Raw genomic sequence first — 26,462 nt, 5'->3', positions numbered from 1 at the left:
TCAGGGCCGACGCCGAACAGGGCGTCCGGCACCTGGGCGTGACCCGTCCCGGGACGTGTCCGAGCCGGCCACGGGCAAGGGCGTCCGGGTGAAGATCGTCCGTACGGGCCGCCGCGCGCGGGTTCGGCTTCGAACTCGTCGGCGTCGAGCGCCCTCCGGTGCACGGCGGCGAGGTGTGCTGCGCCGTCGCCCGCGAGGCGCGTCGGGAGCCGGCGGCGGCCGTCGATACGCTGATCGCCGAGGAGCGCAAGCGCCAGATCGTCGACATAACGATCCTGGAGAACTCCGCGGTGCAGGTGAAGCGGAACCGCGAGGCGCACACCACGCTGCTGGTCCAGTCGCGTGAGCAGGGCCGCACGGTCGCCGCGTACGGCGCGACGGCGAAGAGTGCCACCGTCGCCAACTACCGCGGCGTCGGCCCGGATCGCCCCCCGGCGGTGTTCGGCTCGACTCCGGCGGGGGGGGAAGCCGGGCCTCCGACGCCTTGGCACCGGCCGGACCCGCGCCGCCCGGAGCCCCAGCCGCCCCTGCCCCGCGAGCCGCGCCCCGCACGTTCACGCGGTCAACAGCACGCCCCCGTACGACACTCCCGCCACCACCACCCACGCGCACAGCCCGAGCCCCGCCACCTTGCCCCCCGTCCGGGTCAGCGACGGCAGGTGGACGGCGCTGCCCAGGCCGAACAGGGCCGCGGCCAGCAGCAGTTCCTGCGCGTGCTGCGCCACGTCGAGGGCGACGCCCGGCAGCCATCCCGTGCTCCGCAGCGCCACCGCCGCCAGGAAGCCCACCACGAAGAGCGGCACGACCGGCGGGCGCTTCTGGTCCTCGTCGGCCGGCCAGGACCCGCGTCGGCGCCTGCGGACGGACAGGGCGACGGCGGCCACCAGCGGCGCGAGCAGCGCCACCCGCATCAGCTTCACCAGGACCGCCTCGCCCAGTGCTCCCGGGCCCGCCGTCTGCGCCGTCGCCACGACCTGGCCGACGTCGTGCACGCTCGCCCCGACCCACCGGCCGAACTCGGCGTCCGTCAGCCCCAACGGCCCGTGCAGCAGCGGGAGTACAGCGATGGCGAGCGTTCCGCAGAGGGTGACGAGGGCGACCGAGGTGGCCGTATCGCGTTCGTCGCTGCCGCCTGCCTCGCTCACCGCGCCGATCGCTGACGCCCCGCAGATCGAGTAGCCCGTGGCGATCAGGAGGGGCTGGTCGCCGGGCAGGCCCATCTTCCGGCCCAGCCACCAGGTGCCGAAGAAGGTCGCGGCGACCACCCCGAGCACCATCGCCACCGTCGCCCAGCCGATGCCGAGCACGTCGTCCAGGCTGAGCTTGAGGCCGAGCAGCACCACGCCGACGCGCATCAGCCGCTTCCCGGCGAAGGTGAGGCCGGGGCGGGCCGCGCCTCGTACCGCCGTCTGCGCGAACGGGAGGTGGGCGACGGCGATGCCGAGGACCACGGCCGCCGTCAGCATCGGGACGGCCGGGACGAGCCGGTGGATTCCCCAGGCGGCGGCCACGCCCAGCGCGGCCAGGGTCAGGCCGGGCAGCTTGCGCGGGGCTGCAGGGGTGGCGGGGGTGGCGGCGAACAGCCGGTGGCGGGTCGGGCGTTCCCGCAGCAGGGCCATCAGCGGTCGGCCGGGAGTTCGTACACGCGGCGCACGCTGGAGCCGATGCGGGCGATGTCCGCACCGTAGACGTGGAGCGATATCGCGAGGTCGTCGCAGGCGTTGCGGACCCGGTGGATGTCGCCGGGCGGGGCGAAGCCGCACACCGCGCCCTGCGGGTTGACGACGTCCTCGGTCGCGACGAGGTGCGCGCGGGCGCCCTCCGTCGCGGGGACCAGCCGGTAGCGGCGTTCGCGCTCCTCGCCGGCGTGGACCCCGGTGGTGCACCAGGAGATGTGGTCGTGGACGGAGGTCTCCTGGCCGGGCAGCCAGACCAGGGCGACGATCGAGAAGCTGCCGTCGTGCTCGGCGTGCAGGAGGTGCTGGCGGTAGCGGGAGGGGTCGGGTTCCCGCTGCTCGGGGGTGAGGAGGTCGTCCGCGCCCAGGTGCGGGGCGAGGCGCTCCCCCACGAGGTAGGCGGTGAGGTCCGGCGGCAGTCCCCGGCCCACGGCTTCGCGCACCGAGGCGACGAGGGCGTCCAGGCGGGCGGTCGTGCGCGCGGCCGTGACGGCGGTCGAAGTCGTGGTCATACGGGCAGCGTGCGGCCGCCCGATCCATCACGTCCAACAGCGATTCGTACGCCGTTCCCCAAATTCCGCTTATGGAAAGCGCGGGGTTCAGCAGCCGATCTTGTGGGAGGCCACCGTCCGGAGTTCGTCCAGGACCAGGGCGGTCGCCGGTATCCGCAGGTGCTCCTTCAGGACGTACGCGGAGACCTGCCGCTTGGAGGCGGGGGCCAGGGCCCGGCCGGTGACCTGTTCGTGGCGCAGGAAGTTCAGGACGAGGCCGGGCATCATCGCGATGCCGAGGCCCTCCGCGACGAGGCTCTGCACCACCAGGTTGTCGTCGGTGGTGAAGGCGATGTCGGGGGCGAAGCCCTGCTCAGCGCACTCGTGGAGGAAGTTGACGCGGCAGCGCAGACAGCCGGCGATCCAGCGTTCCTCGGCCAGTTCGGCGAGGCCGACGGTGCGGCGGCGGGTGAGCGGGTGCCGGGTCGGCAGGAGGACGAGAAGCTGGTCCTCCAGCAGGGGGATCTCCAGCACCTCGTCCGGAACCTCCTCCTCAAGTCCCGGGTAGGTGAAGGCCAACGCGATGTCGCACTCCCCGCGCACCAGGCGCTGGAGGGACTCCGGGGGCTCCTCCTCGCTCAGCTCGACGCGTACCCCGGGGTGCCCGGAGGCGAGGCGGGAGAGGGTCTCGGGGACGAGGGTGGCGTTGGCGCTGGGGAACGCGCAGAGCCGCACCCGCCCGCTGTGCAGCCGGGTCAGCGCGGTCATCTGCTGCTGGGCGGCGCTCATCGTGTCGAGGATGGCGGCGGCGTGCCGGGACAGAGTCTCCCCCGCCTCGGTGAGCCGCAGGCCGCGTCCGGCGCGAGTGAAGAGGGGGGTGCCGACGTCGCGTTCGAGGGCCTTCATCTGCTGGGTGATCGCCGGCTGGGTGTATCCCAGGGAGCGCGCGGCGGCGGAGTAGGACCCGGTGCGCACCACTTCGTGGAAGCTCTTGATGTGCCTCGAATCGAACACCGGGTCAGCATAGCGGGGTGTCCCGACGTGGATCATAAGCAGGTTTTGGGGTGCCGGAAGCGGGGCGCCGGGGACATCCGGCGTTGCGGGGCGCCAGGGACATCCGGCGTACGGGGCGCCAGGGAGGTCCGGCGTACGGGCGGAGGCGGCCAGGACACAGCCGGGGCCGGTCCGGGGCCGGTCCGGGGCCGACGCAGCCGACCGTCGCCCCGACTGGTCCCACTGGCGCGGACGTCACCAGGCCACAGCCCGCCGGTGCCATGACCGAAGAAGGACCGGCCCAGGGCACGGAGTCTCACCGGAGCACCGGGCCGCGCGTGCGCCGCGTCGTCGCCGTTGCCCGACCGGCCGACCGGCCGACCGACCGACCGGCCGACCGGCCGACCGGCCGACCGGCTCAGGCTCCCAGTTCCGGGCTCGTCCGCGCACTCCTGTCCGGCTCCTCCGCCATGGCCGCGCGGTCGCTGAGGCCCATGTACATCGTGCGGTGCAGCTCGGCCGCGTGGGCGCTCAGCAGCCGCGCGGCGAGCGGCGCGTCGTGGGCCGCGAGCGCGGCTCTGATGTCCTTGTGCTCCTGGTTGCTGCGCCGCAGGTAGTCCATGGAGTAGGGCAGGAAGTAGCGGTACAGCTCGCCGGTGACCCGCTCGTACATCGCGCAGGCGTCCGGCAGCCCCGCGCCGCGCGCCACCGCCGTGTGGAAGCGGCGGTCGGCGGCGTGGAACTCCGCCCAGGTCGTCGCGTCGTCCATGGCGGCGACGGCGCGGTCGAGGTCCGCGAGCGTCCCGTCGTCGACGCGCAGGGCCGCGAGGTGGCCGAAACCCGCCTCCAGGACGGTCCGTTCGTCGATGAGGCGCCGCACCCGGGCGCTGTCCTCGCGGTAGGCGGCCGTCTCGGCGACGGTGTGGTGGCGGGGCCGGTCGGCGATGAAGGTGCCGCCGTTGCGTCCCGGTCTGCGCTGGACGACGCCCTCGCGCTCCAGCGCGCCGAAGGCGCGGCGGACGGTGATCTCGCCGACGCCGAGCGCCCGCGCGGTGTCCGGGACGTTCGGGAGGCGCTCGCCGGGGGCGAGCAGGCCCAGATCGACGGCGAGGGATATCCGCGCCCTGACGGTGTCCAGGGCGCTGGTGCGCCGGATCGCCGTCAGGCGGTCGCTGCTGAGCGGGTGCGCCGCGGCGGTCCGGGCCTCGGGTTCCATCGGTTCAGCCTACTGGCGTCGGTGGACCGCTCCGCGGGGTGTGCCGAAACGGGGGTGCCGGTGGGGCGGATCAGCCCGAACCCTTTACCTGCTCAAAGTGAGCATGTTTTGATGGCCGGGATTCGCCCCCGCTCCGTACGATCCGAAGGCACTGATGAAGATCTCCGGACTGCAGACCGCCGGTACCCCCGGTGACGTCGAGGCCAACCTGCGCGAGCTGGACGCCGCCTGCGCGCGGGCCCGCGCCGAGGGAGCCGAACTGCTCATCACCACCGAGCTGTTCGTCACCGGCTACGACATCGGTGACCAGGTGCGCGCGCTGGCCCGCGCCGACCTCGTCGGCCCGGTCAGGGAGCTGGCCAGGCGCCACGGCCTCGCCCTGGTCGTGGGGGCGCCCGAGCACGACGACGGCGTCTACTACAACAGCGCCTTCTTCATCGACCCCGACGGCGAGGTACTGGGCAGCCACCGCAAGAGCCACCTCTTCGGCGAGCTGGACCGCCGCTACTTCACCGCGGGCGACCGGGCGACCTCCCTCGTCGAGTTCAACGGCCTCCGCATCGCCCTGCTGATCTGCTACGACGTCGAGTTCCCCGAGAGCGTGCGGGCCGCGGCGGTCGCCGGGGCCGACCTCGTCGCCGTCCCGACGGCGCAGATGGAGCCGTACGCCTTCGTCGCCGACCAGGTGCTGCGGGTGCGGGCCTGGGAGAACCAGGTCTATGTGGCCTACGTCAACCACGTCGGCGTCGAGGGCTCGCTCACCTACGTCGGCCGCAGCTGCATCGTCGCGCCGTCCGCGGAGGTGCTCGACCGGGCCGAGGACGGCACCCGGCTGCTCTACGGCGATGTCGATCCTGAGGTGGTGGCGGCGGCCCGCGCCGCGAACCCGTACCTCGACGACCGGCGCCCGCAGCTCTACTCACCCCTCTCCCCCGCTCCCGAGGACCGCTCATGGTGACCGAATCCAGTTCTCAGCAGCCCCTCTCCCACCAGGCGTCCCCGCGGCTCGCGGGCCGTCTCGGCACCGGGTCGATCGTGTTCATGGTCATCGCGGCGGCGGCGCCCCTGACCGTGGTCGGCGGCAATGTGCCGCTCGCCATCGCGGGCGGTCCCGGCGCGGGCGCACCCGTCGGCTTCGCGCTCGCGTCGCTGATCCTGCTCGTCTTCGCCGTCGGGTTCGTCACCATGACGCCGCACGTGCCGCAGGCCGGCGCCTTCTACGCCTACGCCACCCGGGGCCTCGGCGACCGGACGGGCGTGGGGACGGCGGCGGTCGCGCTCGTCGCCTACACCGCCATCCAGGTCGGCGTGTACGGCTATCTCGGCTGGGCCTTCAACGACGCGCTGGGCGCCTTCGGCCTGGGCACCCTGCCCTGGTGGGTGTGGGCGCTGGGCGCGGTCGCCGTCGTCGCCTTCCTCGGCTACCGGCACATCGAGCTGAGCTCGAAGGTGCTCGGGGTGGCGCTGGTCCTCGAGATCGCCGTGGTCGTGGTGCTCGACGCGGTGGTCTTCGCGCGCGGCGGGGCGCACGGCATCACCGCCGAGCCCTTCACCCCGCACGCGGCGCTCTCCGGTCCGCTCGGCATCGCCGTCCTCTTCGCGCTCACCGGGTTCATCGGCTTCGAGGCGACGGCCGTCTTCCGCGACGAGGCCCGCGACCCCGAGCGGACCATCCCCCGGGCCACCTATCTGGCCGTGCTGATCATCGGCGGCTTCTACACGCTCTCGTGCTGGGCCCTGGTCCTGGCGGCCGGCACCGGGGACGCGGCGGCGGTGGCGCAGCGCACCGTGGACGGCGACGGCAACATGCTGATGGACACCGCGCAGGCGTACGTCGGCACCACCCTGCGCGACGTGATGCAGGTCCTGCTGCTCAGCAGCCTGTTCGCGTGCGTGCTGTCCTTCCACAACGTGATCGCCCGCTACACCTTCACCCTCTCCCGCCAGGGGCTGCTGCCGGCCCGGCTCGGCGCGGTCCACGACCGGCACCGCTCGCCGTCCGCGTCGTCGGTGCTCCAGAGCGTCACGGCGCTGGTGCTGGTCGTCGGGTGCGCGCTGCTGCGGCTGGATCCGCTCGTCGGGGTGTTCGGTTCCATGGCGGGCATCGCCACGGTCGGCATGGTCGTCCTGATGCTGATCACGTCGGTGGCGGTGCTGGTGTTCTTCGCGCGCCACCCGGAGACGGTCAGGGGGCGCGTCTGGCAGACCCGGATCGCCCCCGTGCTCGCGGTGGTCGGGCTGCTCGTCGGGATGTGGCTCGTGCTGGTCAACTTCACCCTCGTCACCGGCGGCGGGCTGGTGCTGAGCGTGATCCTGGCCCTGATCCCGTTCGCCGCGCTGGCGGCGGGCTGCCTGTACGGGCCGCGCGGGGCGGCGCCGCGCGGCGAGGAGGTCCGGGTCGTCCCGCGCGGCTGACCCGGGCGCGAGGCGGACGCCCGCTCGGCCGTGACCCTTTCACCACCGGGTGGCGCCGGCGGGCGCCGTGTCCGTCATCCGCCCTGTCCCGCGCCGGTGAAGAAGGCGACGAGTCCGTACGGGGCCTCGTCGCCGTGGCAGAGCCACTGGACGTGCAGTGCCTCGACGGCGGCGGCGGCGCTGCGCGGGAACAGTGCCTCCTCGTAGGCGGCGAGCGCGGCCTCGGTGTCGCCGGGGTGCGCGGCGAGGGCGAGGGCGAGTTCGGCGCCGTCGTACATGGCGAGGTTGGCTCCCTCGCCCGACGGTGGCATCAGGTGGGCGGCGTCCCCGAGCAGGGTCACTCCGGGGACGCGGTCCCAACGGTGGTCGGTCGGCAGGGTGTTGACGGTGCGCGGGACCGGTGTGGTCTCGCCCTCGGTGATCAGGGCGGTGAGTTCGGGGGCCCAGTCGTCGAACTCGGCGGCGATCCGCGCCCTGGCGGCCTCGGCGTCGGTGAAGTCGATGGCATCGAGCCACTCCCGCGGCCTGTCGACGGTGACGTAGGTGTGCAGGACGCCGTTCGGTTCGCGGTGGGCGGAGATGCCCTTGCCGGGGGCGAGGGCGGCGAACGAGCCGTCACCGACGGTGCGGGCGCTGTGCGGGTGGCGGGTGTCGGCGTCGAGGAGATACGTCTCGATCATGGACCTGCCGATGTAGGCGGGGGTGGCGTCGGAGAGCAGCGGGCGGATCCGCGACCACGCCCCGTCCGCGCCGACGAGCAGATCGGCCGCGACGGTCGTGCCGTCGGCGAACGTCACCTCGTGCCGGCCGTCCCCGAGGGTCCTGGCCCCGGTGGCCTTGTGCCCCCAGCGGATCGTGCCGGCGGGCAGGGCGTCGATGAGGATCTGCCGGAGGGCGGCGCGCGGTGTCTCCGGGCGTCCGCCGGTGCCGTCGTCGGCCTCGTCGAGCAGGATCTTCCCGTTCCTGTCGGCGATCCGCGACGCCTCGGCGCCCTGGTGGACGGCGCCGAGGAACTCCTCGAACAGCCCGGCGGCCCTGAGCGCGGACTGGCCGGTGTGCTCGTGGATGTCGAGGAGGCCGCCCTGGCTGCGGGCGGTCGGTGACGCCTCCGCCTCGTGGACGGTGGCGGGGATGCCGTGAACGTGCAGCACGCGGGCGAGCGTCAGCCCGCCGAGCCCCGCACCGATGATCGTGACCGGCGTGTTCACGCGTGGTCGCCTCCTGTTCCCGGGGGTGGCCGGTCGGCCGGTGACACCCCGCCGACCGCTCTGGAACGTCGTTCCAGCACCTCCACAGTGGAACGCCGTTCCACGTCCTGTCAAGCTGGAACGATGTTCCATGCCGGTTAGGATGGCCGCATGGCAACCAGGACGCGCCGTCCGGAGCGACGGCAGGAACCGCTCTCCCGTGAGCGCATCGTCGCGGCCGCCGTCGAGCTGCTCGACTCGGTGGGCGAGAGCGGGCTCACCTTCCGCGCCCTCGCCGAACGGCTCGCGACCGGCCCGGGGGCGATCTACTGGCACGTCACGGGCAAGAGCGAACTCCTCGCCGCCGCCACCGACGCCGTCATCGGCGGGGCGCTGGCCGCCGACGACCTCCGGGCGACACCGCGGGACGCCGTCCGCGCCCTGGCGCTCGGGGTGTTCGACGCGCTCGACGTCCATCCGTGGGTCGGCGCGCACCTGGTGAGCACGGCGTCGCACTCACCCACGCTGCCGCTCTTCGAGCGGATCGGACGGCAGGTGCGGGCGCTCGGGGTGCCGGAGTCCGCGCAGTTCACGGCGGCCTCCACACTGATGAACTACATCCTCGGCGTGGCCGGCCAGAACGCCGCCAACACCCGCAGGGTCGAGCCCGGCACCGACCGCGCCGCCCACCTCGACCGCGTGGCCGGAACCTGGGCCGAACTCGACCCCGAGGAGTACGCGTTCACCCGGAGCGTCACCGAGCAGCTGCGCGGACACGACGACCGGGCCGAGTTCGCCGCCGGGATCGACCTCATCCTCACCGGGATCGCAGGCCGCCCCTGAGCCGCCCGGCGCCCCCGCGGGGCACCGCCCACTACAGTCGAGGCAATGAGCAGGCATCCCCAGCACAGCCGGCCGACCCCGCGCCAGGCCGTGGCGGCAGCGGAGTTCCTCGCCGGGCAGGAGATCACCCACACCGAGTGCCGACGCTGCGGCAGCGGCATCTCGGGCATCGACGGGCGGTACGCGTGCGGACACTGCGGCTGGGTGAACCACTGGTCGGAGGGGCACACGGTGCTCCCGCCCGAGGACCAGGACCCTGACGCCTGACACCTGACGCCTGACGGGCGGACTCCCCAGCGATGACGCGCGGTTCGGCTCCGCCCGGACCGTCGTCCGCTCCTCTCAGCGCCCCCTGACCCTGAATCTGACCCGGCCGCCCCGGGCGGGGACGAGGGTGACCGACAGCAGGCGGGCCCGCTCCGGGGGGCCCACCGGCTCGGGGACGGCGGTGGCGAGGATCTCGGTGAGGACGGTGTCGATCTCCAGGTGGGCGAGCGACACCCCGATACAGCGTCTGAGGCCGCCGCCGAACGGGGTCAGCGTGTAGGGCGTCGCGGTGGCGCCCAGATGGCGTTCGGGCCGGAACGCGTCGGGCTCGGGCCACAGCGCGGGATCGAGGTGGGTCAACGGGAACAGCGCCGCGACGAACGCGTAGCGCGGAACCGGATGGCCGCCCAGCTCCGTGTCGTACGCGGCGGTGCGCATCGCGTTGTACACGGCGGGCCGCAGCCGGCCCGACTCCTTGACGGCGGCCCTCAGCACCCGGTCCGAGCCGGCGTCGAGGTCGGCGATCAGGTCGTCGCGGGCGGCGGGGTGGTGGGCGAGCAGATGCAGGGTCCAGGCGATGGTGGTCGCCGTGGTCTCGTACCCGGCGAGGACCAGGCCGGTCAGCTCGTCCAGGATCTGCGTGTCGTCCAGTGGGTTGCCGTCCTCGTCGCGCTGCTGAAGCAGGGTGGAGAGCACGTCGTCGCGCCCGTGGTTCTCGGGCCTGGCCCTGCGGTCGGCGATCTCCCGTCGGGTCAGGTGCCGTACGGTCGCGCGCAGACGGTGGAACCGGCCACCGGGTGAGAACGGCCCGAGGTCGCGCCGCAGCGGCTCGGGCAGGAACAGCACGGCGAGGTTGTCCATCCCGACGAACGCGTTCAGCGCGCGCCGGAAGGCCGCCGTCCGCACCGGGTCGGTCAGGCCGAAGACGACGTTCAGGATGACGTCGAGCGTCAGCCGCTGCGCCCAGGGGCGGACCGGCACGGCGTGCCCCGTCACCAGGTCGGCCAGTTCGCGCTGGACGAGGTCCCTGATCCGCTGGTTCCAGCCGGCGATGCGCTGGCCGTGGAAGGGCGGCAGCAGCAGTCTGCGGTGGCTCAGATGCCGGGGCGGGGGCGTGCAGATCAGGGACTTGGCGCCGACCGCGGGTGCGAGCAGGGCGGTGGCGTCGCCGCCGGTGAACCGCTCGTGGTCGGTGAGGACCGCGCGGTTGGTCGCGGCGTCGGCGGCGCAGACCAGGGCACCCCGGTAGGGGAGCGTGCGCAGGGAGAAGACGGGCCCCAGCCGCTGTCGCAGCGTGCGCGCGTACCCCTGCGGGTCCATCAGCATCCGCGCGGTCTGCACGGAGCGGGGGGTGCGGCTGGCAGGCGGGAAGAGGCGGGGATCCCAGGCGGGTTCCCGGGTGAACGCGATGTTCATGTCGCGGCGGTGCTCCTGCTGGACTTCGGGTTCACTCACTCGGCTTCGACTGCCACGGGCCGTGGGGGTCGTCATAGGTCCTGGCATAGCGGTCGGTGGCTATCGGTGCCTCCAGAATCGTGTCGGGGACGGCGAACGCCTCCACCAGGGTGAGGGCGTGGGGGGCGAGCCGGGTGCGCAGCCGCTCGACGGTCTCGGGCAGGGCGCGGACGGTGTCGGCGGTCAGGTGGCCGTCGGCCAGCAGCGGGCCGGTGTGCGCGGTGAGGGCCTCCAGCACGAAGAGGTGGAGCACCTGTTCGAGGAGGGTGCGGGTGGCCGGATCCGTGAGGCGGCGGACCGCGGCGCGGAACGCCTCGGCCGCGCGTCGGGTCACGTAGGCGTCGACCAGTTCGAGGGCCGGGTCGACGGCGTGGTTCCAGCGCTCCAGCGGGTCGGCCGCGGGCTCGGCGAGCCGGTCGCGGGCCCGGGTGAGGCAGGTCAGTTCGTGGTGGACGAGCAGATCCTGCACGGCGGCGGGGTCGCCCGGGTCGACCGGCCGGGCCCGGGGCGGCTCGGGCGGGTCGTAGCCGCGGCCGGTCAGCAGGTCGGCGGCGGCCTTCGTCCAGATGACGAGGTTGTCGCCCTCGGCGGTGATGGCGCCCTCGATCGGCGTGAGCAGATCGACGATGCGGTTGGCCGACAGCAGCCCCTGGGCGCCGCAGCGCTCCCTGCACTCGGTCACGATGTCCCGGGCCTGCCAGGTGACCCAGCCCTTGGCGATCGGGACGAGCACCTCGGTCTCGACGGGGTGCGGGTCGTCCGGGTCGGAGCGGCGCCTGATGATGTCCCGCATCAGGAAGGTCGCCGCGTAGGCGCCGGCCGTGGCGGCGAGGAGCCTGCTCTGGTGGCCGCGGTGGGCGAAGACGGGGACGTGGCTGGGGCTGCCGGGGGCCGAGGTGTGCCGCCGGTGGGCGTGGCGCACCGCGATGGTGAGGGTGGCGCGGGCACCGGAGAGCGCGGCGGCGGCGAGACAGAGCTTGCCGGTGGTGACGCGGTGGATGGAGCGCAGGAACCGGTGCCGGCGGTTGCGGATCGGGCTCTCGAAGGTGCCGTCGGGGGCCAGGTCCGCGTGGTCGCCGGTCAGCAGCGCCGAGCGGTCGAGGCGTACGTGGTCGAAGGAGGTGATGGCGTGGTCGACAGCCGACCCGGGCGTCTGGGAGAGGGCGCGTATCCGGATGCCGGGCAGCGGTCCGTGCTCGTCGCGCAGCGGGACCATGAACAGGAAGACGCCGCAGTCCTGGCCCTGCGCGATCAGCCGGGCCGCGACCAGGCCGGTCTTGTCGCCGCCCGCCGGCCCGGTGTTCGGCATGAACTTCTGGGCGTCCCGCGAGGGGGTGGTCAGCACGAAGGTGTCGGTGTCGGGGTGGTGGGTGGCGGTGGTCTCCAGATGGGCCGCGTTGTTGCCGTAGCCGAGTTCGGTGATGAGGACGGTGCCGTACTGGCGGAGCGTGGTGAAGGGGGTGCGGTCGACCTTGCCGTGCGGGTCGAGGCCGATGAGGCTTCCCAGGAACAGGTTGTAGTGGACGGTGGCCAGCGTGGTGAGCGTGCCGTCGACCACGCCGAGCCACTCGTGCAGCGCCACCAGACGGCTGGTGTCCGTCACCAGGTCCTCGACGGAGTCGATGCTCCGGTTGACGATCCGCAGCCGCTCGTAGGCCAGTTCGGCACGGGCGTCGGGTGACATGCCGTCGCGGTAGCGGAATATCTCCCGGCGCAGGAGTTCCGTCCAGGGGCGGTGGAGGTCGTCGAATCGTCCGGCGAAGAGGAGGTCGGTGAGTCGGGACGCCTGGGCACGATTAGGAAGAAGGGGCATGTCGTCGGTGTGGAGGTCTCCTTCCGTACCTGCTATCACCACCGCCGCGGTGGAGATCACGATGCTCCGAAAAGGAGATGGCTGGCGGAATTGTCGGGGTTCTCGTCGCGGTAGAAGACCCCGGCCGCGTGCATGAGCCGGCTCTCCGTCAGCCGGCCGTCCTGGTCGGCGAGGCCGTCGAAGGCGGACTCGGCCTGGGTGGCGGGGACGCCGATGGCGACGAGGACGGTGGTGAACTCCTGGCGGGCGACGAGGCCGTCGCCGTCTCGGTCGGCGAGGCGGAATCCGGCCTGGTAGAGCGGGCCGATGAGGGTGTCGAAGTCGACGCTCACTCTCCTCAGCGCCGACCGGAACTCGTTCTTGTCGACCCGGCCGTTGCCGTCGGCGTCGGCGGTCTGCCGCAGCGACAGCCAGTAGTTCATCATCGCGCCCTTGTAGGCCTCGCCCTTCGCCGTGCGCTGCTCTCCGGTGGCTTCGAGGACGCGCCCGGCCATCAGCGTGAAGTCGTCCTGGGCAATGACACCGTCGCTGTTGGCATCCAGCAAGGAGAACAGCCTTTCGTATTTCCAGTCCAGCAATTCACCCACGGTTCCTCCAGATCCGCTGTCTTCCCGAGATGGGGTTGAGGGTATCGATGGCCAAACCGCTGAAACCACCCCAGAGGAAGCTCCCGTTCGAGTGAAAAAAGCACCGTGTGAGTGACGTCGTAAGCGATATCCAGCCAGATGATCTTCGATTTCCGCGGGGCGACGGCGGTTTCGAAAACCGTTCGGTCCCCGCGCCCCGCCCGCGAGCGCCCGAGGGCCGGCCGCCGCCCGCGCCGGCCCCGCTCTCACCGGTCGTCTGTGACGGCCAACTCGCTTTTGCTGCGCCGATGTTGCGCGACCATGAACAATCCCCCGGCAGCCGGGCGGGAGCCGTCGGCGGCGTTGACTTCACCTTCCGGGCATGTCAGTTTTGCCGCGCTGCCCCGACAGGCGGGCAGATGTTCGATCAGGCATCCGAGCCCCCACGGGGGCGGACCGGCGAGGGTGGCACATGTTCGCAGCAGGTACCGGGACGGTCGTACGGCGCTGTGGCCGCCGTGCTTCGACGCTCCCCGGCGGCTGCGTCCGGCCGCCGGGCGCCGACGACGTCCGCTGTACGTGCGCCCGGCCGTGACACGCCGGAGCCTCCCCGCCCGGCGCTGACACCCCGGGCGACCCGCAGGGCGACCGGAGTCACGGACCGCCGCCCCTCCCGGCCGGTCGGCCGGCCGCGCCCACCGCACCGCCCGCCGGCACCTGCCCCGAGGCTCGAAAACGCCGGGGCGCGGTGAGGCGTTCCCGGTGACGGTCCCGCCCCGCGCGCCGGCGGGAACCGGCGCACGCACCGCCGCCCTCTCCCCCGTCCGCTCGGCGCGCTCCCCCACCGCTTCCCGCGCTCCCCCCTTCTTCCGACCGCCCGGCGCAGTCGCCCGGGACGTACCTCGCTTCTCAAGGACAGTCATGCACAAGCTCATCCAGCGGGTTCCAGGCAGCCTGCGGTCGCCCGGGACCCTTCTGCGCGGTATCGCCGTGGGGACCGCCGCCCTCGCTCTCGCGTCGTCCCTGACCGCGTGCGGCGGCGACAGCGACGCCGACACCTCGGCCGGAGCCGGGCAGTCGTCGCACGCCGTGACCATCGGGCGCAGCTCCAACGGCGCCGCGAAGGAGACGGCGATCAAGGTGTCCGAGGTCGCCGCCATCAGGGCCAAGCTCCCCAAGTCCGTGAGCGGCGGCGGCAAGCTGGTCATCGGGATCGGGGCGCTGCCGGCGGGTTCGACGCCGTTGAACTACATCGGTGACGACCAGAAGACCCTGACCGGGGTGGAGCCGGACTTCGGGCGGCTGGTCGCGGCGGTGCTCGGGCTCGAACCCGAACTGCGGAATTCGACGTGGGAGAACCTGTTCGTCGGCATCGACAGCGGCAAGACGAGCGTGGGCTTCTCGAACATCACCGTCACCGAGGAGCGGAAGAAGAAGTACGACTTCGCGTCCTACCGTCAGGACAATCTCGCGTTCGAGGTTCTCGACAGCAACAAGTGGAGCTTCACCGGGGATTACGAGGCGCTGGCCGGGAAGACCGTGGCCGTGGGCGCGGGGACCAACCAGGAGAAGATTCTCCTGGAATGGCAGAAGAAGCTCCAGGGCGAGGGCAAGAAGCTGACCGTCAAGCGCTACCCGGACAACAACAGCACCTATCTGGCCCTCGCCGGCGGGAAGATCGACGCTTTCTTCGGTCCCAACCCGTCGATCTCCTACCACGTCACCCAGTCCGCGAAGACCCCGAACCCGACCCGTAACGCGGGCAAGTTCTCCGGTGCGGGCGGGACGCTCCAGGGTCTGATCGCCGCGACCACGAAGGCGGGCAGCGGCCTGGCCGAGCCGATCGCCGAGGCCATCAATTACCTCATCGAGCACGGCCAGTACGCGAAGTGGCTGGCGGCGTGGAATCTCTCCAACGAAGCGGTGGAGACGTCGAAGGTGAATCCGCCCGGACTGCCGCTGAGCAATTCCTGATCGAGGGGCGCGGCGGCCGGCCGGGGAATGCGCTCACCCCGTCCGGCCGCCGCGCCCTGTCAGATATCCGGCCTGGAAGCGGCTCTGCGCGCCCATCTCCTTGAACGCCTCGGCGATGTGGCGGCGGCAGGTGCGCAGCGACATGCCGAGGCGGCGGGCGATCGTCTCGTCGCGGGCGCCTTCGCTGAGCAGCCGCAGGATCGTGTCGTGCTGCTCGCACTGCACCGCCGCGCCGGGCGGTCCGTCGAAGGGCGCCGCGACGTCCCAACTCTGGTCGAAGACCCGGTGGAGGAAGGCGAGGGTGGAGGGGTCCCTGATCACGGCGGTGCCTTCGGGCAGCGTGTGGTGCGGGATGAATCCGACGGAGCGGTCGTAGGCGGTCAGTGCTCCGAAGGGTTCGGGGGTGGTGCGGACCTCGGCGCCGGCCGCCACGAGCTGCTCCAGGTGCGCCCTGAGCGGCGGGTGGTGGCGCGCGGAGTGCCGGTACAGGACGCGCAGCCGCACCCCGCGGGCGAGCAGCGCGAGATCACGGGCCGCCTCCGGGTCCGACGGTGCGCCGGGCGGCGGCCCTTCGGGCCGGCAGCTGACCGCCTCCCGTTCGCAGGCGAGGGCCGCCCGGTCGGTGAGGGCCGCCACCGCCAAGAGCCCGGCGAACACCTCGACGGAATGCCGGGGTGTTCTCCGTCCGTCGAGGACTGAATAGACGTCGAAGAGTTCGTCCAGTTGTCGACGTGATTCCCCCAGCGCGACGACGGACTGTCGCAGCCGTGATTCCGAGGCGGCCAGTCGGGAGGCGGCGATCTGCGGGTTGACAATGCGCCAGCGGGTTTCCCGGGCGGGTTCGCGGGGTGCGCCGGGCGGCGCACCCCGCTCGTCGTGTTTCTCCATCAGATGCGCCTGTTCCAGATACTCGACGGCCTGTCGTGCCTCGCTCTCCGTTAAACCCAGCACATCCGCTGTTTCTGAGACCGAAACAAACGGGCGCGAGAGCGCCCATCGGTAGACGCGCAGATGCTCCGGCGTCAGGCCGGATTCCGCTCCCTGCACGCCGGTCGAATGCAGTATGCCCACTTTGCCCCCCTTGCAGTTTGCTGTCTGCAACATGATGACGGCTGGGAGTAGTTGAAAACAAGTGGCCCCCGCGGGCAAGATTCACAGGGAATTGAATCCAGCCACTTTCGATCCGTCTTCGGGTTCCTACCGGAGACGGACCGACTCGTTTCCCGACCCAGGAGAAAGAATCCCAGCGGACGGAACCCGGTATTCCGGTGATGCACCGCCGCCGCTCACCCGTTGTTTCCGAACGAACCGCGTGTCTGTTTCTCCCGCACGGTCGCCGGACTCGGCGACGGGAATGGACGGCACCGGTGATCCGCCACGGAGCCGCGCCTGACGCCGTCCGCGCTTCCTTCACACCGAAAGCCGGGACCATGCCCACCACGGAACTCGAAGACGTCCGCATCACGACCGCCGGGGCCGGTGAGACGATCCCCGAACTGCTGGCCGAGCGCGTGCGCTCACACCCGGACGGCATCGCCGTCGTGCACGGGGACAGCACCTTCACCTACCGCCGGCTCGCCGACGACAGCGCCGTCGTGGCCGCCTACCTCCGCCACCTAGGCGCCTCGGCCGACGACCGCGTCGGCGTGTTCGCGGCGCCGTCCTACGACCTCGCCCTCGGCACCTGGGGCATCCTCCAGGCCGGCAGCGCCTATCTGCCGCTCTCCCCCGACTACCCGCCCGAACGCCTGCGTTTCATGATCGAGGACTCCCGGGCCTCCGTCGTCTTCGTCCAGCCCGAACTGCGGGAGCGGATGCGGGAGTTGGCGCCGCCGTCGACCCGGCTGATCACCCTCGACGACGCGCGGGCGCACGCGCTCGCCCACCCCGGCGGCGCCCGGCACGCCGGCGCCCCCGCCGAAGGGCCGAGGCCCCACCACCTGGCGTACGTCATCTACACCTCGGGCAGCACCGGGCAGCCCAAGGGCGTGATGATCGAACACCGGGCGCTGGCCAACCAGTTGCGCTGGCTGCACGAGAGACATGGCCTCGACGCCCGTCGCCGGGTGCTGCAGAAGACGCCGACCAGCTTCGACGCCGCCCAGTGGGAGCTGCTCGCACCGGCCTGCGGCGCCACCGTAGTCCTCGGCGAACCCGGCCTGCACCGCGACCCGGACAAGATCGCCGCCCACATAGCGCGGCACCGGATCACCACCCTCCAGTGCGTGCCGACCCTGCTCCAGGCGCTCCTCGACACCGAGGAGCCGGAGCTGTTCGGGTCCCTGGAGCAGATCTTCAGCGGGGGCGAGGTCCTCTCCCGCGACCTGGCGCTGCGCTGCACACAGGCGCTCCCGCACGTCTCGCTCGTCAACCTCTACGGGCCGACCGAGTGCACCATCAACTCCTCGTCGCACACGGTCGATCCGGCGGCCCTGCGGGAGGGCCCGCGCGCGGTGTCCATCGGCACCCCGGCGGCGAACACCGAGTACCTGATCCTGGACGACCGCCGCACCCCGGTGACGGCGGGCGAGATCGGCGAACTGTACGTCGGCGGCGCCCAGCTCACCCGCGGCTACCTGCTGCGCCCCGACCTCACCGCCGACCGCTTCGTGCACAGTCCGTACGCGGCGCGCGGGCACGGCGGCTGGCTGTACCGCACCGGTGACCTCGCCTACTGGAACACCGACGGCAGCGTGCAGTACGTCGGCCGCGCCGACACCCAGGTCAAACTGCGCGGCTACCGCGTCGAACTGGACGAGGTGCGGCTGCGCATCGAGACCCACAGCTGGGTCCGCAAGGCCGCCGTCATCGTCGCCGACGATCCCGCGACCGGCCACCAGAACCTGCTGTCGTTCATCGAACTCGACCCGGCCGAGGCCGCGTTGATGGACCAGGGCAACCACGGCGCCCACCACCAGTCCAAGGCGGGCAAGCTCCAGGTGCGGGCGCAGCTCTCCGACGCGGGGGTGCGCGGCCCCCAGGAGCTGCGCGGGCTGCCGGCCGTCGCGCTGCCCGGCGCCGAACCCACCGCGCGGCAGCGGGCGTTGGTGTTCGGGCGCAAGACGTACCGGTTCTTCGAGGGCGGCGCCCTCAGCAAGGACGACGTCCTGCGGGTGCTGGCCCGCCGGGTGCCGGGTGCCGCCGCCCGCGGGCCCGAGGAGCTGGACCTGGCCGAGTGGGGGCAGTTGCTGCGCCACTTCGGCCAGTACCGCAGCGGGGAGCGGCTGCTGCCCAAGTACGGGTACGCCTCGCCCGGTTCGCTCTACGCGACCCAGCTGCACCTGGAGCACGAGGGGGTCGCCGGGCTGCCCACGGGCTTCTCCTACTACCACCCCGTCGACCACCGGCTCGTGCTGCTCGCCCGGCGGGCCGCGACCGGCCGGCCGGGGGTGCGGCTGCACCTCACGGGCCGACGGGCGGCGATCGAACCGGTCTACCGCAACAACATCCAGGAGGTCCTGGAGATCGAGACCGGGCACATCCTCGGCCTCTTCGACGAGGTGCTGCCCGGCCTCGGGCTGCGGGTGGTGCCGGACGTCCACGACCCCGCGGTCCGCGGCCCCCTCGCCGTCCCCGAGGAGGACTTCTACCTCGGCAGCTTCCGGCTGGTCCCGCTCGACAGCGACCTGCCCGGCACCCCCGCCGTCGACACCTACGTCCAGGCCCACCCCGGGCGGGTGACCGGGCTGCCGGCCGGCCAGTACGCCTACACCGACGGCGATCTGCGGCCGCTGAGCGCCGAGCGGGTGCTGAAGAAGCACGTCATCGCCATCAACCAGGAGGTGTACGACCGGGCGGGCCTCGGGATCAGCGTGATCAGCCCGGCCGGCCCCGAGTGGCTGCGCTACGTGGCGCTCGGCCGGGAGCTGCAACGCCTCCAACTCAACGATCTGGGGCTCGGGTTCATGTCCGCCGGCTACAGCTCCAAGAGCGGCAACCCGCTGCCGTCGGCGCGGCGGATCGAGGGGATCCTCACCGGGGCGGGTCGGCCGACGGGCCCTTCGTACTTCTTCGTCGGCGGCCGGGTCAGTGACGAGCAACGGCGCAGTGAGGGGATGCGGGAGGACGTCGTGCACATGCGCGGCCCCGCCGAGATGGTCAAGGACGATCTGGCGGCGTTCCTGCCCGACTACATGGTGCCCAACCGGGTCACGGTGCTCGACGCCCTGCCGCTGACCCCGAACGGCAAGATCGACGTCCGTGCCCTGGAGCGCCTCGACCCGGGCGCCGGGCGCCCCGCCGACCGGCCGTTCGTCGCGCCGCGCACCGGCACCGAGGAGCGGGTCGCCGCGCTCTGGCGCCTCCTGCTGCACCGGGACGAGGCGTCGGTGTTCGACGACTTCTTCGAGACCGGCGGGAACTCGCTGGTCGCGGTGGCGCTCGTCAACCGGCTCAACAAGGAGTTCGGCACCGCGCTGCCGCTCCAGGTCGTCTTCGCCTCCCCGACCGTGGAGAAGCTGGCCCGCGCCCTGGACGAGGCACGCGCGGGACACCGCGGCGCGCAGGCCGGGCCGTCCCGGCTGGTGCCGCTGCGGACCCCGGACGGCTCGGCGACCGGGCGGCCCGTCTACTGCTGGCCGGGGCTCGGCGGCTACCCGATGAACCTGCGCGCCCTCGCCGCCGAACTGGGCGGCGACCGGCCCTTCCTGGGAGTGCAGGCCCATGGCGTCAACGCGGGCGAGATCCCCCATCCGACGATCCGGGAGATGGCGGCGGCCGACGCGGAGCTGATCCTGCGCTCCCAGCCGCGAGGCCCGTACACGCTGTGGGGCTACTCCTTCGGCGCGCGGGTCGCCTTCGAGACCGCGTACCAGCTGGAGTCGGCCGGGCACCGCGTCGACCGGCTCCAGCTGATCGCCCCCGGCTCACCGCGCGTCCCGGCCGGCCGCGCGCCCCGCCAGGACACCCCCGTGGCGGCGGTCGCCGGCGCGGCGGACGCCCCGGTGGGAGCGGCCCTGGCGAGCCCGGCGGAGTGGGGCGACAGCGCGTTCCTGACCATCCTCTACTCGGTGTTCGCCGGCCGTATCGACGGACCCGAGCTGGCGGAGTGCCTCGCGGCGGCCACCGACCAGGACGCGTTCGCCCGCTTCATCACCGAGCGCCGTCCGCACCTCGGACCCGAACTGGTGCGGCGGATCATCGACATCGTCCGGCTGACCTACCGCTTCGAGTACACCTTCGAGGAGCTGCTCGAACGCCGGATCAGCGCGCCGGTGCGGGTCTTCAAGGCCGACGGCGACGACTACTCGTTCATCGAGGGCGCGACCGGCTGGTCGGCGCGGCCCCCTGTGACGGTCTCCCTGGACGCCGACCACTACGGGCTGCTGCGCGAGCCGGGCGTGCGGGAACTGGCCGCCGCGATCCGCAGGCTGCACGACCACTGACCCCCCGGAGGAGAACCCGTATGCCGCACATCACCGTCCAGCACTTCCCCAAGGAGCTCGACGCGGGGCGCAGGGCCGCCCTCGTCGCCGCCGTCACCGAGGCGGTGACCGCCGCCTTCGAGGTCGAGGAGGGCGCCGTGTCGATCGCCCTCGAACCGGTCGCCCCCGACGACTGGCAGGACCAGGTCTACGCACCGCGGATCGTCGGCCGCGCCGACCTCCTGGTGAAGTCGCCGGCCTACTGATCCCCCGTACGCGGCCTGGCCGGCAGCACACGCACCGCTCACTCATCGAAGGACACCTCCTGTGAAGAACGCGACCGTCGCACGATTTTTGCTCCAAGCCGCCTTGTGGGGCAGCAGCTTCACCTTCATCAAAGCGTCCCTGCACGGTCTGACGCCCGGTCAGCTGGTGCTGGCCCGGCTGCTGTTGGGCACCGTCGTCCTGTTGGCCCTGGCGGCGCTGCGCCGGGTGGGGCTGCCCAAGGGCCTCGGCCTGTGGGGGCATGTGGCGGCCGCCGCCCTGTTCGGCAACGTGCTGCCCTTCCTGCTGCTGTCCTACGGCGAGCGCAGTACCGGCGCGGGACTCGCCGGTGTGCTGGTCGGGGCCACCCCGCTGCTCACCCTGGGCATCGCCACGGCCGCGCTGCCCGCCGAGCGGGCCACCGCGCGCAAGACGGTCGGGCTGCTGCTCGGCTTCGTCGGGGTGGTCGTGGTGATCGGCCCGTGGTCGGACGCCACCGGCTCCCTCTCCGGGCGCGCGGCCTGCTTCGGCGCCGCGCTCAGCTACGCCACCGGCTATGTGTACGTCCGCAAGTTCCTCAGCCCGCGCGCGCTCGCGCCGTTGGCCGCCGCAGCGTCCCAACTCCTCGCCGCCGCCGTGCTGATGGCCGTCGCGCTGCCCTTCATGACGTGGCACACCATGCACTTCACCGGGAAGGTCACGCTCAGCATCCTCTTCCTCGGCCTGTTCAGCACCGGCCTCGCCTACGTCCTGTACTTCCGGCTCATCAACGACATCGGCGCCACCAACGCCTCGGCCGTCAACTACGTCGTGCCGGTGGCCGCCGTCCTGATCGGCGCGATCGCGCTCGGCGAGACGGTGTCGTGGAACCTGCTGGTCGGCGGGGTGATCGTGCTGATCGGCATGGGGTACGCGGAGAACCGGCTCGGCCAGTTGCGCCGTACGCCCAAGGCGGCACCGCCCGCCGACGCGCCGGTGGCGGCCGCCGCGCCGGCGACCAAGGCGGAGGAACGCAGGTGAGGCGCCGCGCGGCGCCGGGCGGGCCGCGGTCGGTCCCCCCGGTCGGCAGGTTGCGGTCCGCGCTCGCGGCGCCGGGCTGGTTGCGGTCGGCCGTGGCGGATCTCGACACCATCAGGGGCCGGGACCCGTCGGTGCTCAGCCGCGGTGAGGCCCTGCTGCATCCGGCGCTGCCCGCCGTGTGGGGCTACCGGGTCGCGCACCGGCTGCACCGCAGGGGGCTGCGCCGCACCGCGCGGCTGCTGTCGAACGCGGCGCGGGTGGCGTCCGGCGGGGTGGAGATCCATCCCGGCGCGCGGATCGGCCGCGGCTTCTTCGTGGACCACGGCGCGGGGGTGGTGATCGGCGAGACGGCCGTCATCGGGGACGACGTGACGCTCTTCCACCAGGTGACGCTGGGTTCCACCGGCTGGTGGCACGACCGGGCCAGGCCGGCCGGCGACCGGCGCCACCCGAGGGTGGGCGACCGGGTCGTGATCGGCGCGAACGCGACCGTCCTCGGCCCGGTGACCGTCGGCGACGACAGTGTCATCGGCGCCCAGGCGCTGGTGATCAGGGACGTGCCGAGCGGCAGCCGGGTCCTCGCCCCGGCCGCAGGGCCGCGGCGTCCCGTGCCGCGCCGCCCGGCACCGCGCCGCCTGCCGCAGGCCCTGGCCGTGACCACGGGCACGCCGCCGCGCACCCCGGCGGCCGCGACCGCCTTCCCCAACTGGTGATCCGCGACGGCATGTCGCCGACCGTCCACCGCCGACCGAGGAGCAGACGATGACCACGAACACCTCCCCACCGCAGGACACCGCGCCCCCCGGCTCCGGGGCGGACCTCGGGCCGCTGCCCGGCGGACGCCGGCCGGCCGGCTCGCTTGAGGAACTGGTCGGTGGCACCCCGCTGGTCCGGATCGATCCCGGCACCCCGGGCGCGACCGTGTACGCCAAGCTGGAGAGCGCCAATCCGCTCTCCAGCGTGAAGGACCGCACCGGCCTCTACATGATCGAGGCGGCCGAGCGGCGCGGCCTGCTCACCCGGGGCCACGGCACGGTCGTCGAGGCGTCGTCGGGCAACACCGGCATCTCGCTGGCCGCGCTGAGCGCGGCGCGCGGCTACGCGTGCGTCATCGTGCTGCCGGACAGCGCCACCCAGGAACGGATCCAGCTGCTGCGGGCGTTCGGCGCCGAGGTGGTGCTGACGCCGGCCGAGGAGGGGTACACCGCCGCCATCGAGAAGGCCGAGGAGATCCACCGGGAGAGGCCGGGTTCCTGGTTCGCGCGCCAGCACGAGAACGACGACAACGTGGCCGCGCACTACGCGACCACGGGACCCGAGATCTGGGCCGACACCGGGGGCCGTCTCGACGTGCTGGTCGTCGGGGTGGGCACCGGCGGCACGCTCAGCGGGACGGCCCGCTACCTGAAGGAGCGCCACCCGGCGCTGCGGGTGGTGGCGGTGGAGCCGGAGCGCTCCCCGGTGCTCAGCGAGGGCTGGGGCGGACTGCACCGCATCCCCGGCCTCAACGGCGGGTTCGTCGCCGACACCACCGACACCGACCTGATCGACGAGGTGCTCACCGTCTCCGACGCCGCCGCCTTCGACACCAGCCGGCTGCTGGCCCGCACCGAGGGCCTGCTCGTCGGCGTCTCCTCGGGGGCCGCCGCGCACGCCTGCCGGGTGCTCGCGGCCCGCCCCGAGCACGCCGGGCACACCTTCGTGACCCTCTTCCCCGACACGGGCGAGCGCTATCTGTCCTGGCTGGAGGCGGCCGCGGCCGCCGAGGACAGCGCCGTCTGACGGTTTCCGCCGCCGCACCCACCACCCATTGAGGAGCCCGTACGATGACTCAGCTTCCCCGCATCGTCCTGCCCGCCGAGGGCGAGTCCGTGCAGATCGGCACCACCACGCAGACCACGTTCAAGGCCGTCGGAGGGGAGACCGACAACCGCCTCGGTCTCTTCGAGCACCGGATGGACCCGGGCGCGCCCGGAGCCTCACCGCACATACACAAGGAGCAGCTGGAGGCGTTCTACGTGCTGCACGGGACGGTGGAACTCCACCTCGACGGACGCAGTTTCCCCGCCAAGCCGGGTACCTATGTCAATGTGCCCGAGAACATGTCGCACGGCTTCCGCAACCCGTACCAGGACCAGGCCACCATGCTCATCATCTTCACCCCGGCCAAGGACCGCGAGGACTACTTCCGTGGCCTCGCGGAGCTGTACGCCGACGGCAACCGGCCCACCGAGGACGAGTTGCTCGACCTGATGTCCCGCTACGACCAGTACGAGGTGACCGTCGACGGGACGGTTCCCGGTTGGGGCCGGCACTGACCGGCGCCCGTGGCGCGGGCCCGGTCGTACCCCGGTGACCAGGCCCGCCGGTCCGTCCGCGCCCGCCGGCCGCGCGCCCGCTCCGCCCCTCGGGCGGCGGCGGGCGGCGGTCGGCGGCGCGCTGCTCGCCGCGTTCGGCGGCTTCGCCGGGTTCAATCTGCTGCTCTCCGCGCTGCCCGCGTACGCGGTCGCCTCGGGCGCGGGTCCCGCGGGCGCCGGGACGCTGACCGCCACGCTGATGGCGGCGACCCTGGCCGTGCAGCCGTTCACGCCCCGGCTGTTCGCCCGGCTCGGCAGGCGCCGCTCCCTCGCGTTGAGCGGCGTGCTGCTCGGGCTGCCGGCTCTCGCGCTGCCGGTCGCGGCGTCGATGCCCGCGCTGGCCGTCCTCTCGGCGGTGCGGGGGCTGGGGTTCGGGGTGTTCGTCGTGGCGGGGGTCACCTTCACGACGGAGCTGTTCCCGCCGGGCAGCCGGGGGCGCGCGCTCGGCTGGTACGGCGCGGTGGTCGGGGTCGCCGGTGTGCTGGGCGCCCCGCTGGGCATCGCGCTGGCCAGGCGGGGCGCGTACGGGGTGACGTTCGCGCTGGCGGCGGGCGCCGCCGCCCTGGTGGTGGCCGGCGCCTTCGGCTTCCCGCGGGGGGCGCCGCCGGCCGCCGCGGGCCGGCCGCGGAAGCGGCGCGGCACCTGGCGGTCGCTGCGCCCGCTGTCCGGGCCGCTGCTCGTGGAGTTCGCGTCGACGACGGCGTACGGAGTCGTCTTCACCTTCCTGCCGCTGACGGCGCCGGCCGCGCCCGAGGCGCTGCTGGTGGCGCAGGGTGCCACGGTGCTCTCCCGGCTCGGCGCGGGCTGGCTCATCGACCGCCACGGCGGCCGGCCGGTGCTGGTGCCGGCCGCCGTCCTCACCGCCGTGGGCGCCGCCGCGGGCGCCGCCTCCCATCAGCCGGTGCTGTTGCTCGGGGGTGCCGCGCTGTTCGGCGTGGGGTTCGGGGCGGTGCAGAGCGCCACGCTGGTCCTGGCGATGCGGGCGGCGGAGGAGACGTCGGGGGAGCCGGTCCTCGCGGGGGTGGCGTGGAACATCGCCTTCGACGCCGGGACGGGCGCGGGCTCGCTCCTGGGCGGCCCGGTACTGGCCCTGGGCGGCCCGCCCGTCCTCTTCCCGGCGACGGCGGCGCTGCTGACGGTGTTCCTCCTGGCCGACCTGGGCGCCGCGGCCGTGCGGCGGTCAGGGGCGTCCGGCGGTCGGTAGCGGCGGCAGGCCGAGGTGGTCGCGGAGGGTGCTGCCCCGGTACTCGGTGCGGTAGACGCCCCGTTCCTGGAGTTCCGGGACGAGCAGGTCGACGACGTCGTCCACGGAGGTGGGGAGGGTGTGCGGGGCGAGGTTGAAGCCGTCGACGGCGCCGTCGCGCAGATAGCGGGCCCATTCGTCGGCGACGGCGCCCGGGGTGCCGACGAACGTCGGGTGGACCGGGGAGACCTCCCGCACCAACTCCTTGATGGACAGGTCGCGTTCGGCGGCGAGCGCCCGCCATTTCTGGACGAGGGCGAGCTTGCCGGTGCGGTGCTCGACCGCGACGGTGCCGCGCGAGGGGTCGAGTTCGTCGGCGGTGGGCTCGATGTCGGGCAGCGGCCCGTCGGGGTCGTAGGCGGACAGGTCGGTGCCCCAGTACTGTTCCAGCCAGGCGGTCGCGCGGGCTCCGTTGACCTGCTGCTCGCGCACCCAGCGGGCCTTCTCCACGGCGTCGTCCTGGGTGTCGCCGAGGACGACGCCCGCGCCGGGCAGGATGCGCAGCGCGTCCGGTGGGCGTCCGTGCCGGGCCAGTCGGGCGCGCAGGTCGGTCGCGTAGGCGAGTGCCTTGCCGTACTCGGTGTGGGCGGAGAAGACCACTTCGGCGTGGCGGGCGGCGAGTTCGCGGCCGCCGTCGGAGTCGCCCGCCTGGAACAGCACGGGACGGCCCTGGGGGCTGCCGGGCACGGTGGCGGTGGCGGTCAGCCTGACCAGGTCGTCGTCCCGCTCGACGGTGGCGTCGGGCCGGCCCCAGGACGACCACAGCTCCTTGGCGACGTCGATGAATCGGTCGGCGCGTTCGTAGCGGCGCTCGTGCGCGAGCCAGCCGCCGTGCCGGAAGTTGGCGCCGGTCCAGGCGTTGTCGGTGGTCACGACGTTCCAGCCGGCCCGCCCGCCGGAGAGCAGGTCGAGGCCGGCCAGTCGGCGGGCCAGGTCCGCGGGGTGGTTGTAGGTGGTGTTCTGGGTGGCCACCAGGCCGATCCGCTCGGTGACGGCGGCGAGGGCGGAGAGCTGGGTGATGGCGTCGGGCCGGCCGGCGGCGTCGAGGTCGAAGACGCGGCCGCGGTTCTCCCGCACCCGCAGCCCCTCGCCGAGGAAGAAGGCGTCGAACAGGCCGCGTTCGAGGGTCCGGGCGACCCGGACGAAGGTGTCGGCGGCGGTGTGCGGGAGGGCGTCGGGGTCGTCCCAGATCAGCTGGGCGCCGACGCCCGGGTAGAACACCCCCAGATGCAGCTGGGGTCGGGGCGCGAACGGGGACATGGCTCTCACCTCACGCGCGGGTCGCCGCACGGCGGCGGCGAACGGGTTCGGGGCAGGCG

At 73.1% G+C, this 26,462-nt stretch carries 22 protein-coding genes and 1 pseudogene; 13 read left to right on the top strand and 10 right to left on the bottom strand.

Annotation, left to right across the window (positions count from 1 at the left end):
• Window positions 1-158: 158 nt before the first annotated feature.
• Window positions 159-440 (top strand): annotated as a pseudogene (locus DDJ31_RS39960) (SAM-dependent methyltransferase); the annotation flags it as partial.
• A 114-nt stretch (window positions 441-554) separates the two neighbouring features.
• On the opposite strand, the gene DDJ31_RS38160 reads toward DDJ31_RS39960, so the two are convergent.
• The 4 genes from DDJ31_RS38160 to DDJ31_RS38145 all read right to left on the bottom strand — a co-directional run bounded on the left by DDJ31_RS38160 (window position 555) and on the right by DDJ31_RS38145 (window position 4,376).
• A complete protein-coding gene (locus DDJ31_RS38160) occupies window positions 555-1,619 on the bottom strand; it encodes a YeiH family protein (RefSeq protein WP_127175863.1) in 1,065 nt (354 codons plus the stop codon).
• Window positions 1,619-2,188 carry a cysteine dioxygenase family protein gene (locus DDJ31_RS38155; RefSeq protein WP_127175864.1) on the bottom strand — a complete coding sequence of 190 codons (570 nt, stop codon included), beginning with the start codon at window positions 2,186-2,188 and terminating at the stop codon, window positions 1,619-1,621. Before DDJ31_RS38155 ends, DDJ31_RS38160 begins: the two co-directional genes overlap by 1 nt.
• Before the next feature lie 87 nt (window positions 2,189-2,275).
• Complete coding sequence (locus DDJ31_RS38150; RefSeq protein ID WP_127175865.1) at window positions 2,276-3,181, bottom strand: LysR family transcriptional regulator; 906 nt, start codon at window positions 3,179-3,181, stop codon at window positions 2,276-2,278.
• A gap of 397 nt (window positions 3,182-3,578) precedes the next feature.
• Window positions 3,579-4,376 carry a FadR/GntR family transcriptional regulator gene (locus DDJ31_RS38145; RefSeq protein WP_127175866.1) on the bottom strand — a complete coding sequence of 266 codons (798 nt, stop codon included), beginning with the start codon at window positions 4,374-4,376 and terminating at the stop codon, window positions 3,579-3,581.
• 154 nt (window positions 4,377-4,530) lie between these two features.
• Between DDJ31_RS38145 and DDJ31_RS38140 the strand changes: the two genes are divergently transcribed.
• On the top strand, window positions 4,531-5,334 hold the full coding sequence (locus DDJ31_RS38140) for a carbon-nitrogen hydrolase family protein (protein WP_127175867.1): 804 nt from the start codon (window positions 4,531-4,533) through the stop codon (window positions 5,332-5,334).
• Entirely contained in the window at window positions 5,328-6,791 is a 1,464-nt protein-coding gene (locus DDJ31_RS38135; RefSeq protein ID WP_127175868.1) for an APC family permease, read from the top strand. The genes DDJ31_RS38140 and DDJ31_RS38135 overlap by 7 nt, the downstream gene beginning before the upstream one ends.
• A gap of 74 nt (window positions 6,792-6,865) precedes the next feature.
• On the opposite strand, the gene DDJ31_RS38130 is transcribed toward DDJ31_RS38135, so the two are convergent.
• Window positions 6,866-7,999, bottom strand: coding sequence for an FAD-dependent oxidoreductase (locus tag DDJ31_RS38130; protein WP_127175869.1), 1,134 nt, complete (start codon window positions 7,997-7,999; stop codon window positions 6,866-6,868).
• A 150-nt stretch (window positions 8,000-8,149) separates the two neighbouring features.
• Between DDJ31_RS38130 and DDJ31_RS38125 the strand changes: the two genes are divergently transcribed.
• Both DDJ31_RS38125 and DDJ31_RS38120 read left to right on the top strand, forming a co-directional pair.
• Window positions 8,150-8,821: a TetR/AcrR family transcriptional regulator gene (locus DDJ31_RS38125; RefSeq protein WP_127175870.1), complete on the top strand. Its 672-nt coding sequence runs from the start codon at window positions 8,150-8,152 to the stop codon at window positions 8,819-8,821.
• Window positions 8,822-8,866: 45 nt separating this feature from the next.
• Window positions 8,867-9,088, top strand: a complete 222-nt coding sequence (locus DDJ31_RS38120; protein ID WP_127175871.1) for a hypothetical protein — start codon at window positions 8,867-8,869, stop codon at window positions 9,086-9,088.
• 75 nt (window positions 9,089-9,163) lie between these two features.
• Here the strand turns inward: DDJ31_RS38120 and DDJ31_RS38115 are convergent, their stop codons facing one another.
• The 3 genes from DDJ31_RS38115 to DDJ31_RS38105 are packed head-to-tail and all read right to left on the bottom strand — an operon-like array spanning window position 9,164 to window position 12,943.
• The gene (locus DDJ31_RS38115) at window positions 9,164-10,543 is read right to left on the bottom strand and encodes a cytochrome P450 (RefSeq protein ID WP_240677923.1); all 1,380 of its coding nucleotides are present in this window, start codon (window positions 10,541-10,543) and stop codon (window positions 9,164-9,166) included.
• Window positions 10,536-12,356: an acyl-CoA dehydrogenase family protein gene (locus DDJ31_RS38110; RefSeq protein ID WP_127175872.1), complete on the bottom strand. Its 1,821-nt coding sequence runs from the start codon at window positions 12,354-12,356 to the stop codon at window positions 10,536-10,538. Before DDJ31_RS38110 ends, DDJ31_RS38115 begins: the two co-directional genes overlap by 8 nt.
• A gap of 56 nt (window positions 12,357-12,412) precedes the next feature.
• Entirely contained in the window at window positions 12,413-12,943 is a 531-nt protein-coding gene (locus DDJ31_RS38105; protein ID WP_127175873.1) for an EF-hand domain-containing protein, read from the bottom strand.
• A gap of 900 nt (window positions 12,944-13,843) precedes the next feature.
• Between DDJ31_RS38105 and DDJ31_RS38100 the strand changes: the two genes are divergently transcribed.
• Window positions 13,844-14,896 (top strand): transporter substrate-binding domain-containing protein, encoded by a 1,053-nt coding sequence (locus DDJ31_RS38100; protein WP_127175874.1) that lies wholly within the window; start codon window positions 13,844-13,846, stop codon window positions 14,894-14,896.
• Window positions 14,897-14,929: 33 nt separating this feature from the next.
• On the opposite strand, the gene DDJ31_RS38095 is transcribed toward DDJ31_RS38100, so the two are convergent.
• Complete coding sequence (locus DDJ31_RS38095) at window positions 14,930-15,847, bottom strand: helix-turn-helix transcriptional regulator (RefSeq protein WP_164784806.1); 918 nt, start codon at window positions 15,845-15,847, stop codon at window positions 14,930-14,932.
• A 479-nt stretch (window positions 15,848-16,326) separates the two neighbouring features.
• On the opposite strand from DDJ31_RS38095, the gene DDJ31_RS38090 reads away from it, so the two are divergent.
• The 7 genes from DDJ31_RS38090 (at window position 16,327) to DDJ31_RS38065 (ending at window position 25,104) form a co-directional block, all read left to right on the top strand.
• Window positions 16,327-20,280, top strand: a complete 3,954-nt coding sequence (locus tag DDJ31_RS38090; protein WP_240677924.1) for an amino acid adenylation domain-containing protein — start codon at window positions 16,327-16,329, stop codon at window positions 20,278-20,280.
• 20 nt (window positions 20,281-20,300) lie between these two features.
• Window positions 20,301-20,525 (top strand): tautomerase family protein, encoded by a 225-nt coding sequence (locus DDJ31_RS39560; protein WP_240677925.1) that lies wholly within the window; start codon window positions 20,301-20,303, stop codon window positions 20,523-20,525.
• A gap of 88 nt (window positions 20,526-20,613) precedes the next feature.
• The gene (locus DDJ31_RS38085; RefSeq protein WP_240677926.1) at window positions 20,614-21,543 is read left to right on the top strand and encodes a DMT family transporter; all 930 of its coding nucleotides are present in this window, start codon (window positions 20,614-20,616) and stop codon (window positions 21,541-21,543) included.
• Window positions 21,544-21,635: 92 nt separating this feature from the next.
• Window positions 21,636-22,256: a serine O-acetyltransferase EpsC gene (gene epsC / locus DDJ31_RS38080; protein ID WP_240677927.1), complete on the top strand. Its 621-nt coding sequence runs from the start codon at window positions 21,636-21,638 to the stop codon at window positions 22,254-22,256.
• Between the two features lie 49 nt (window positions 22,257-22,305).
• Complete coding sequence (locus DDJ31_RS38075) at window positions 22,306-23,325, top strand: PLP-dependent cysteine synthase family protein (RefSeq protein ID WP_127175877.1); 1,020 nt, start codon at window positions 22,306-22,308, stop codon at window positions 23,323-23,325.
• 44 nt (window positions 23,326-23,369) lie between these two features.
• A complete protein-coding gene (locus tag DDJ31_RS38070; RefSeq protein WP_127175878.1) occupies window positions 23,370-23,861 on the top strand; it encodes a cupin domain-containing protein in 492 nt (163 codons plus the stop codon).
• A 34-nt stretch (window positions 23,862-23,895) separates the two neighbouring features.
• Window positions 23,896-25,104, top strand: coding sequence for an MFS transporter (locus DDJ31_RS38065; RefSeq protein ID WP_127175879.1), 1,209 nt, complete (start codon window positions 23,896-23,898; stop codon window positions 25,102-25,104).
• Here the strand turns inward: DDJ31_RS38065 and DDJ31_RS38060 are convergent.
• Window positions 25,081-26,403, bottom strand: coding sequence for an LLM class flavin-dependent oxidoreductase (locus tag DDJ31_RS38060; RefSeq protein WP_127175880.1), 1,323 nt, complete (start codon window positions 26,401-26,403; stop codon window positions 25,081-25,083). The genes DDJ31_RS38065 and DDJ31_RS38060 overlap by 24 nt on opposite strands.
• Between the last annotated feature and the right edge of the window lie 59 nt (window positions 26,404-26,462).

The organism is Streptomyces griseoviridis, from assembly GCF_005222485.1.
Taxonomy (GTDB): Bacteria; Actinomycetota; Actinomycetes; order Streptomycetales; family Streptomycetaceae; genus Streptomyces; species Streptomyces hintoniae.
The sequence above is the reverse complement of the archived record's forward strand: the minus strand, read 5'-3'. Positions and strand labels throughout refer to the sequence as shown.

What these genes read in the sequence shown, in the direction of transcription:
- DDJ31_RS38075 (WP_127175877.1), top strand. Translation starts at nt 22,306, where the DNA reads ATGACCACGAACACCTCCCCACCGCAGGACACCGCGCCCCCCGGCTCC.
- DDJ31_RS38135 (WP_127175868.1), top strand. Translation starts at nt 5,328, where the DNA reads ATGGTGACCGAATCCAGTTCTCAGCAGCCCCTCTCCCACCAGGCGTCC.
- DDJ31_RS38125 (WP_127175870.1), top strand. Translation starts at nt 8,150, where the DNA reads ATGGCAACCAGGACGCGCCGTCCGGAGCGACGGCAGGAACCGCTCTCC.
- DDJ31_RS38120 (WP_127175871.1), top strand. Translation starts at nt 8,867, where the DNA reads ATGAGCAGGCATCCCCAGCACAGCCGGCCGACCCCGCGCCAGGCCGTG.
- DDJ31_RS38155 (WP_127175864.1), bottom strand. Translation starts at nt 2,188, where the DNA reads ATGACCACGACTTCGACCGCCGTCACGGCCGCGCGCACGACCGCCCGC.
- DDJ31_RS38070 (WP_127175878.1), top strand. Translation starts at nt 23,370, where the DNA reads ATGACTCAGCTTCCCCGCATCGTCCTGCCCGCCGAGGGCGAGTCCGTG.
- DDJ31_RS38100 (WP_127175874.1), top strand. Translation starts at nt 13,844, where the DNA reads ATGCACAAGCTCATCCAGCGGGTTCCAGGCAGCCTGCGGTCGCCCGGG.
- DDJ31_RS38140 (WP_127175867.1), top strand. Translation starts at nt 4,531, where the DNA reads ATGAAGATCTCCGGACTGCAGACCGCCGGTACCCCCGGTGACGTCGAG.
- DDJ31_RS38160 (WP_127175863.1), bottom strand. Translation starts at nt 1,619, where the DNA reads ATGGCCCTGCTGCGGGAACGCCCGACCCGCCACCGGCTGTTCGCCGCC.
- DDJ31_RS38090 (WP_240677924.1), top strand. Translation starts at nt 16,327, where the DNA reads ATGCCCACCACGGAACTCGAAGACGTCCGCATCACGACCGCCGGGGCC.
- DDJ31_RS38060 (WP_127175880.1), bottom strand. Translation starts at nt 26,403, where the DNA reads ATGTCCCCGTTCGCGCCCCGACCCCAGCTGCATCTGGGGGTGTTCTAC.
- DDJ31_RS38110 (WP_127175872.1), bottom strand. Translation starts at nt 12,356, where the DNA reads ATGCCCCTTCTTCCTAATCGTGCCCAGGCGTCCCGACTCACCGACCTC.
- DDJ31_RS39560 (WP_240677925.1), top strand. Translation starts at nt 20,301, where the DNA reads ATGCCGCACATCACCGTCCAGCACTTCCCCAAGGAGCTCGACGCGGGG.
- DDJ31_RS38145 (WP_127175866.1), bottom strand. Translation starts at nt 4,376, where the DNA reads ATGGAACCCGAGGCCCGGACCGCCGCGGCGCACCCGCTCAGCAGCGAC.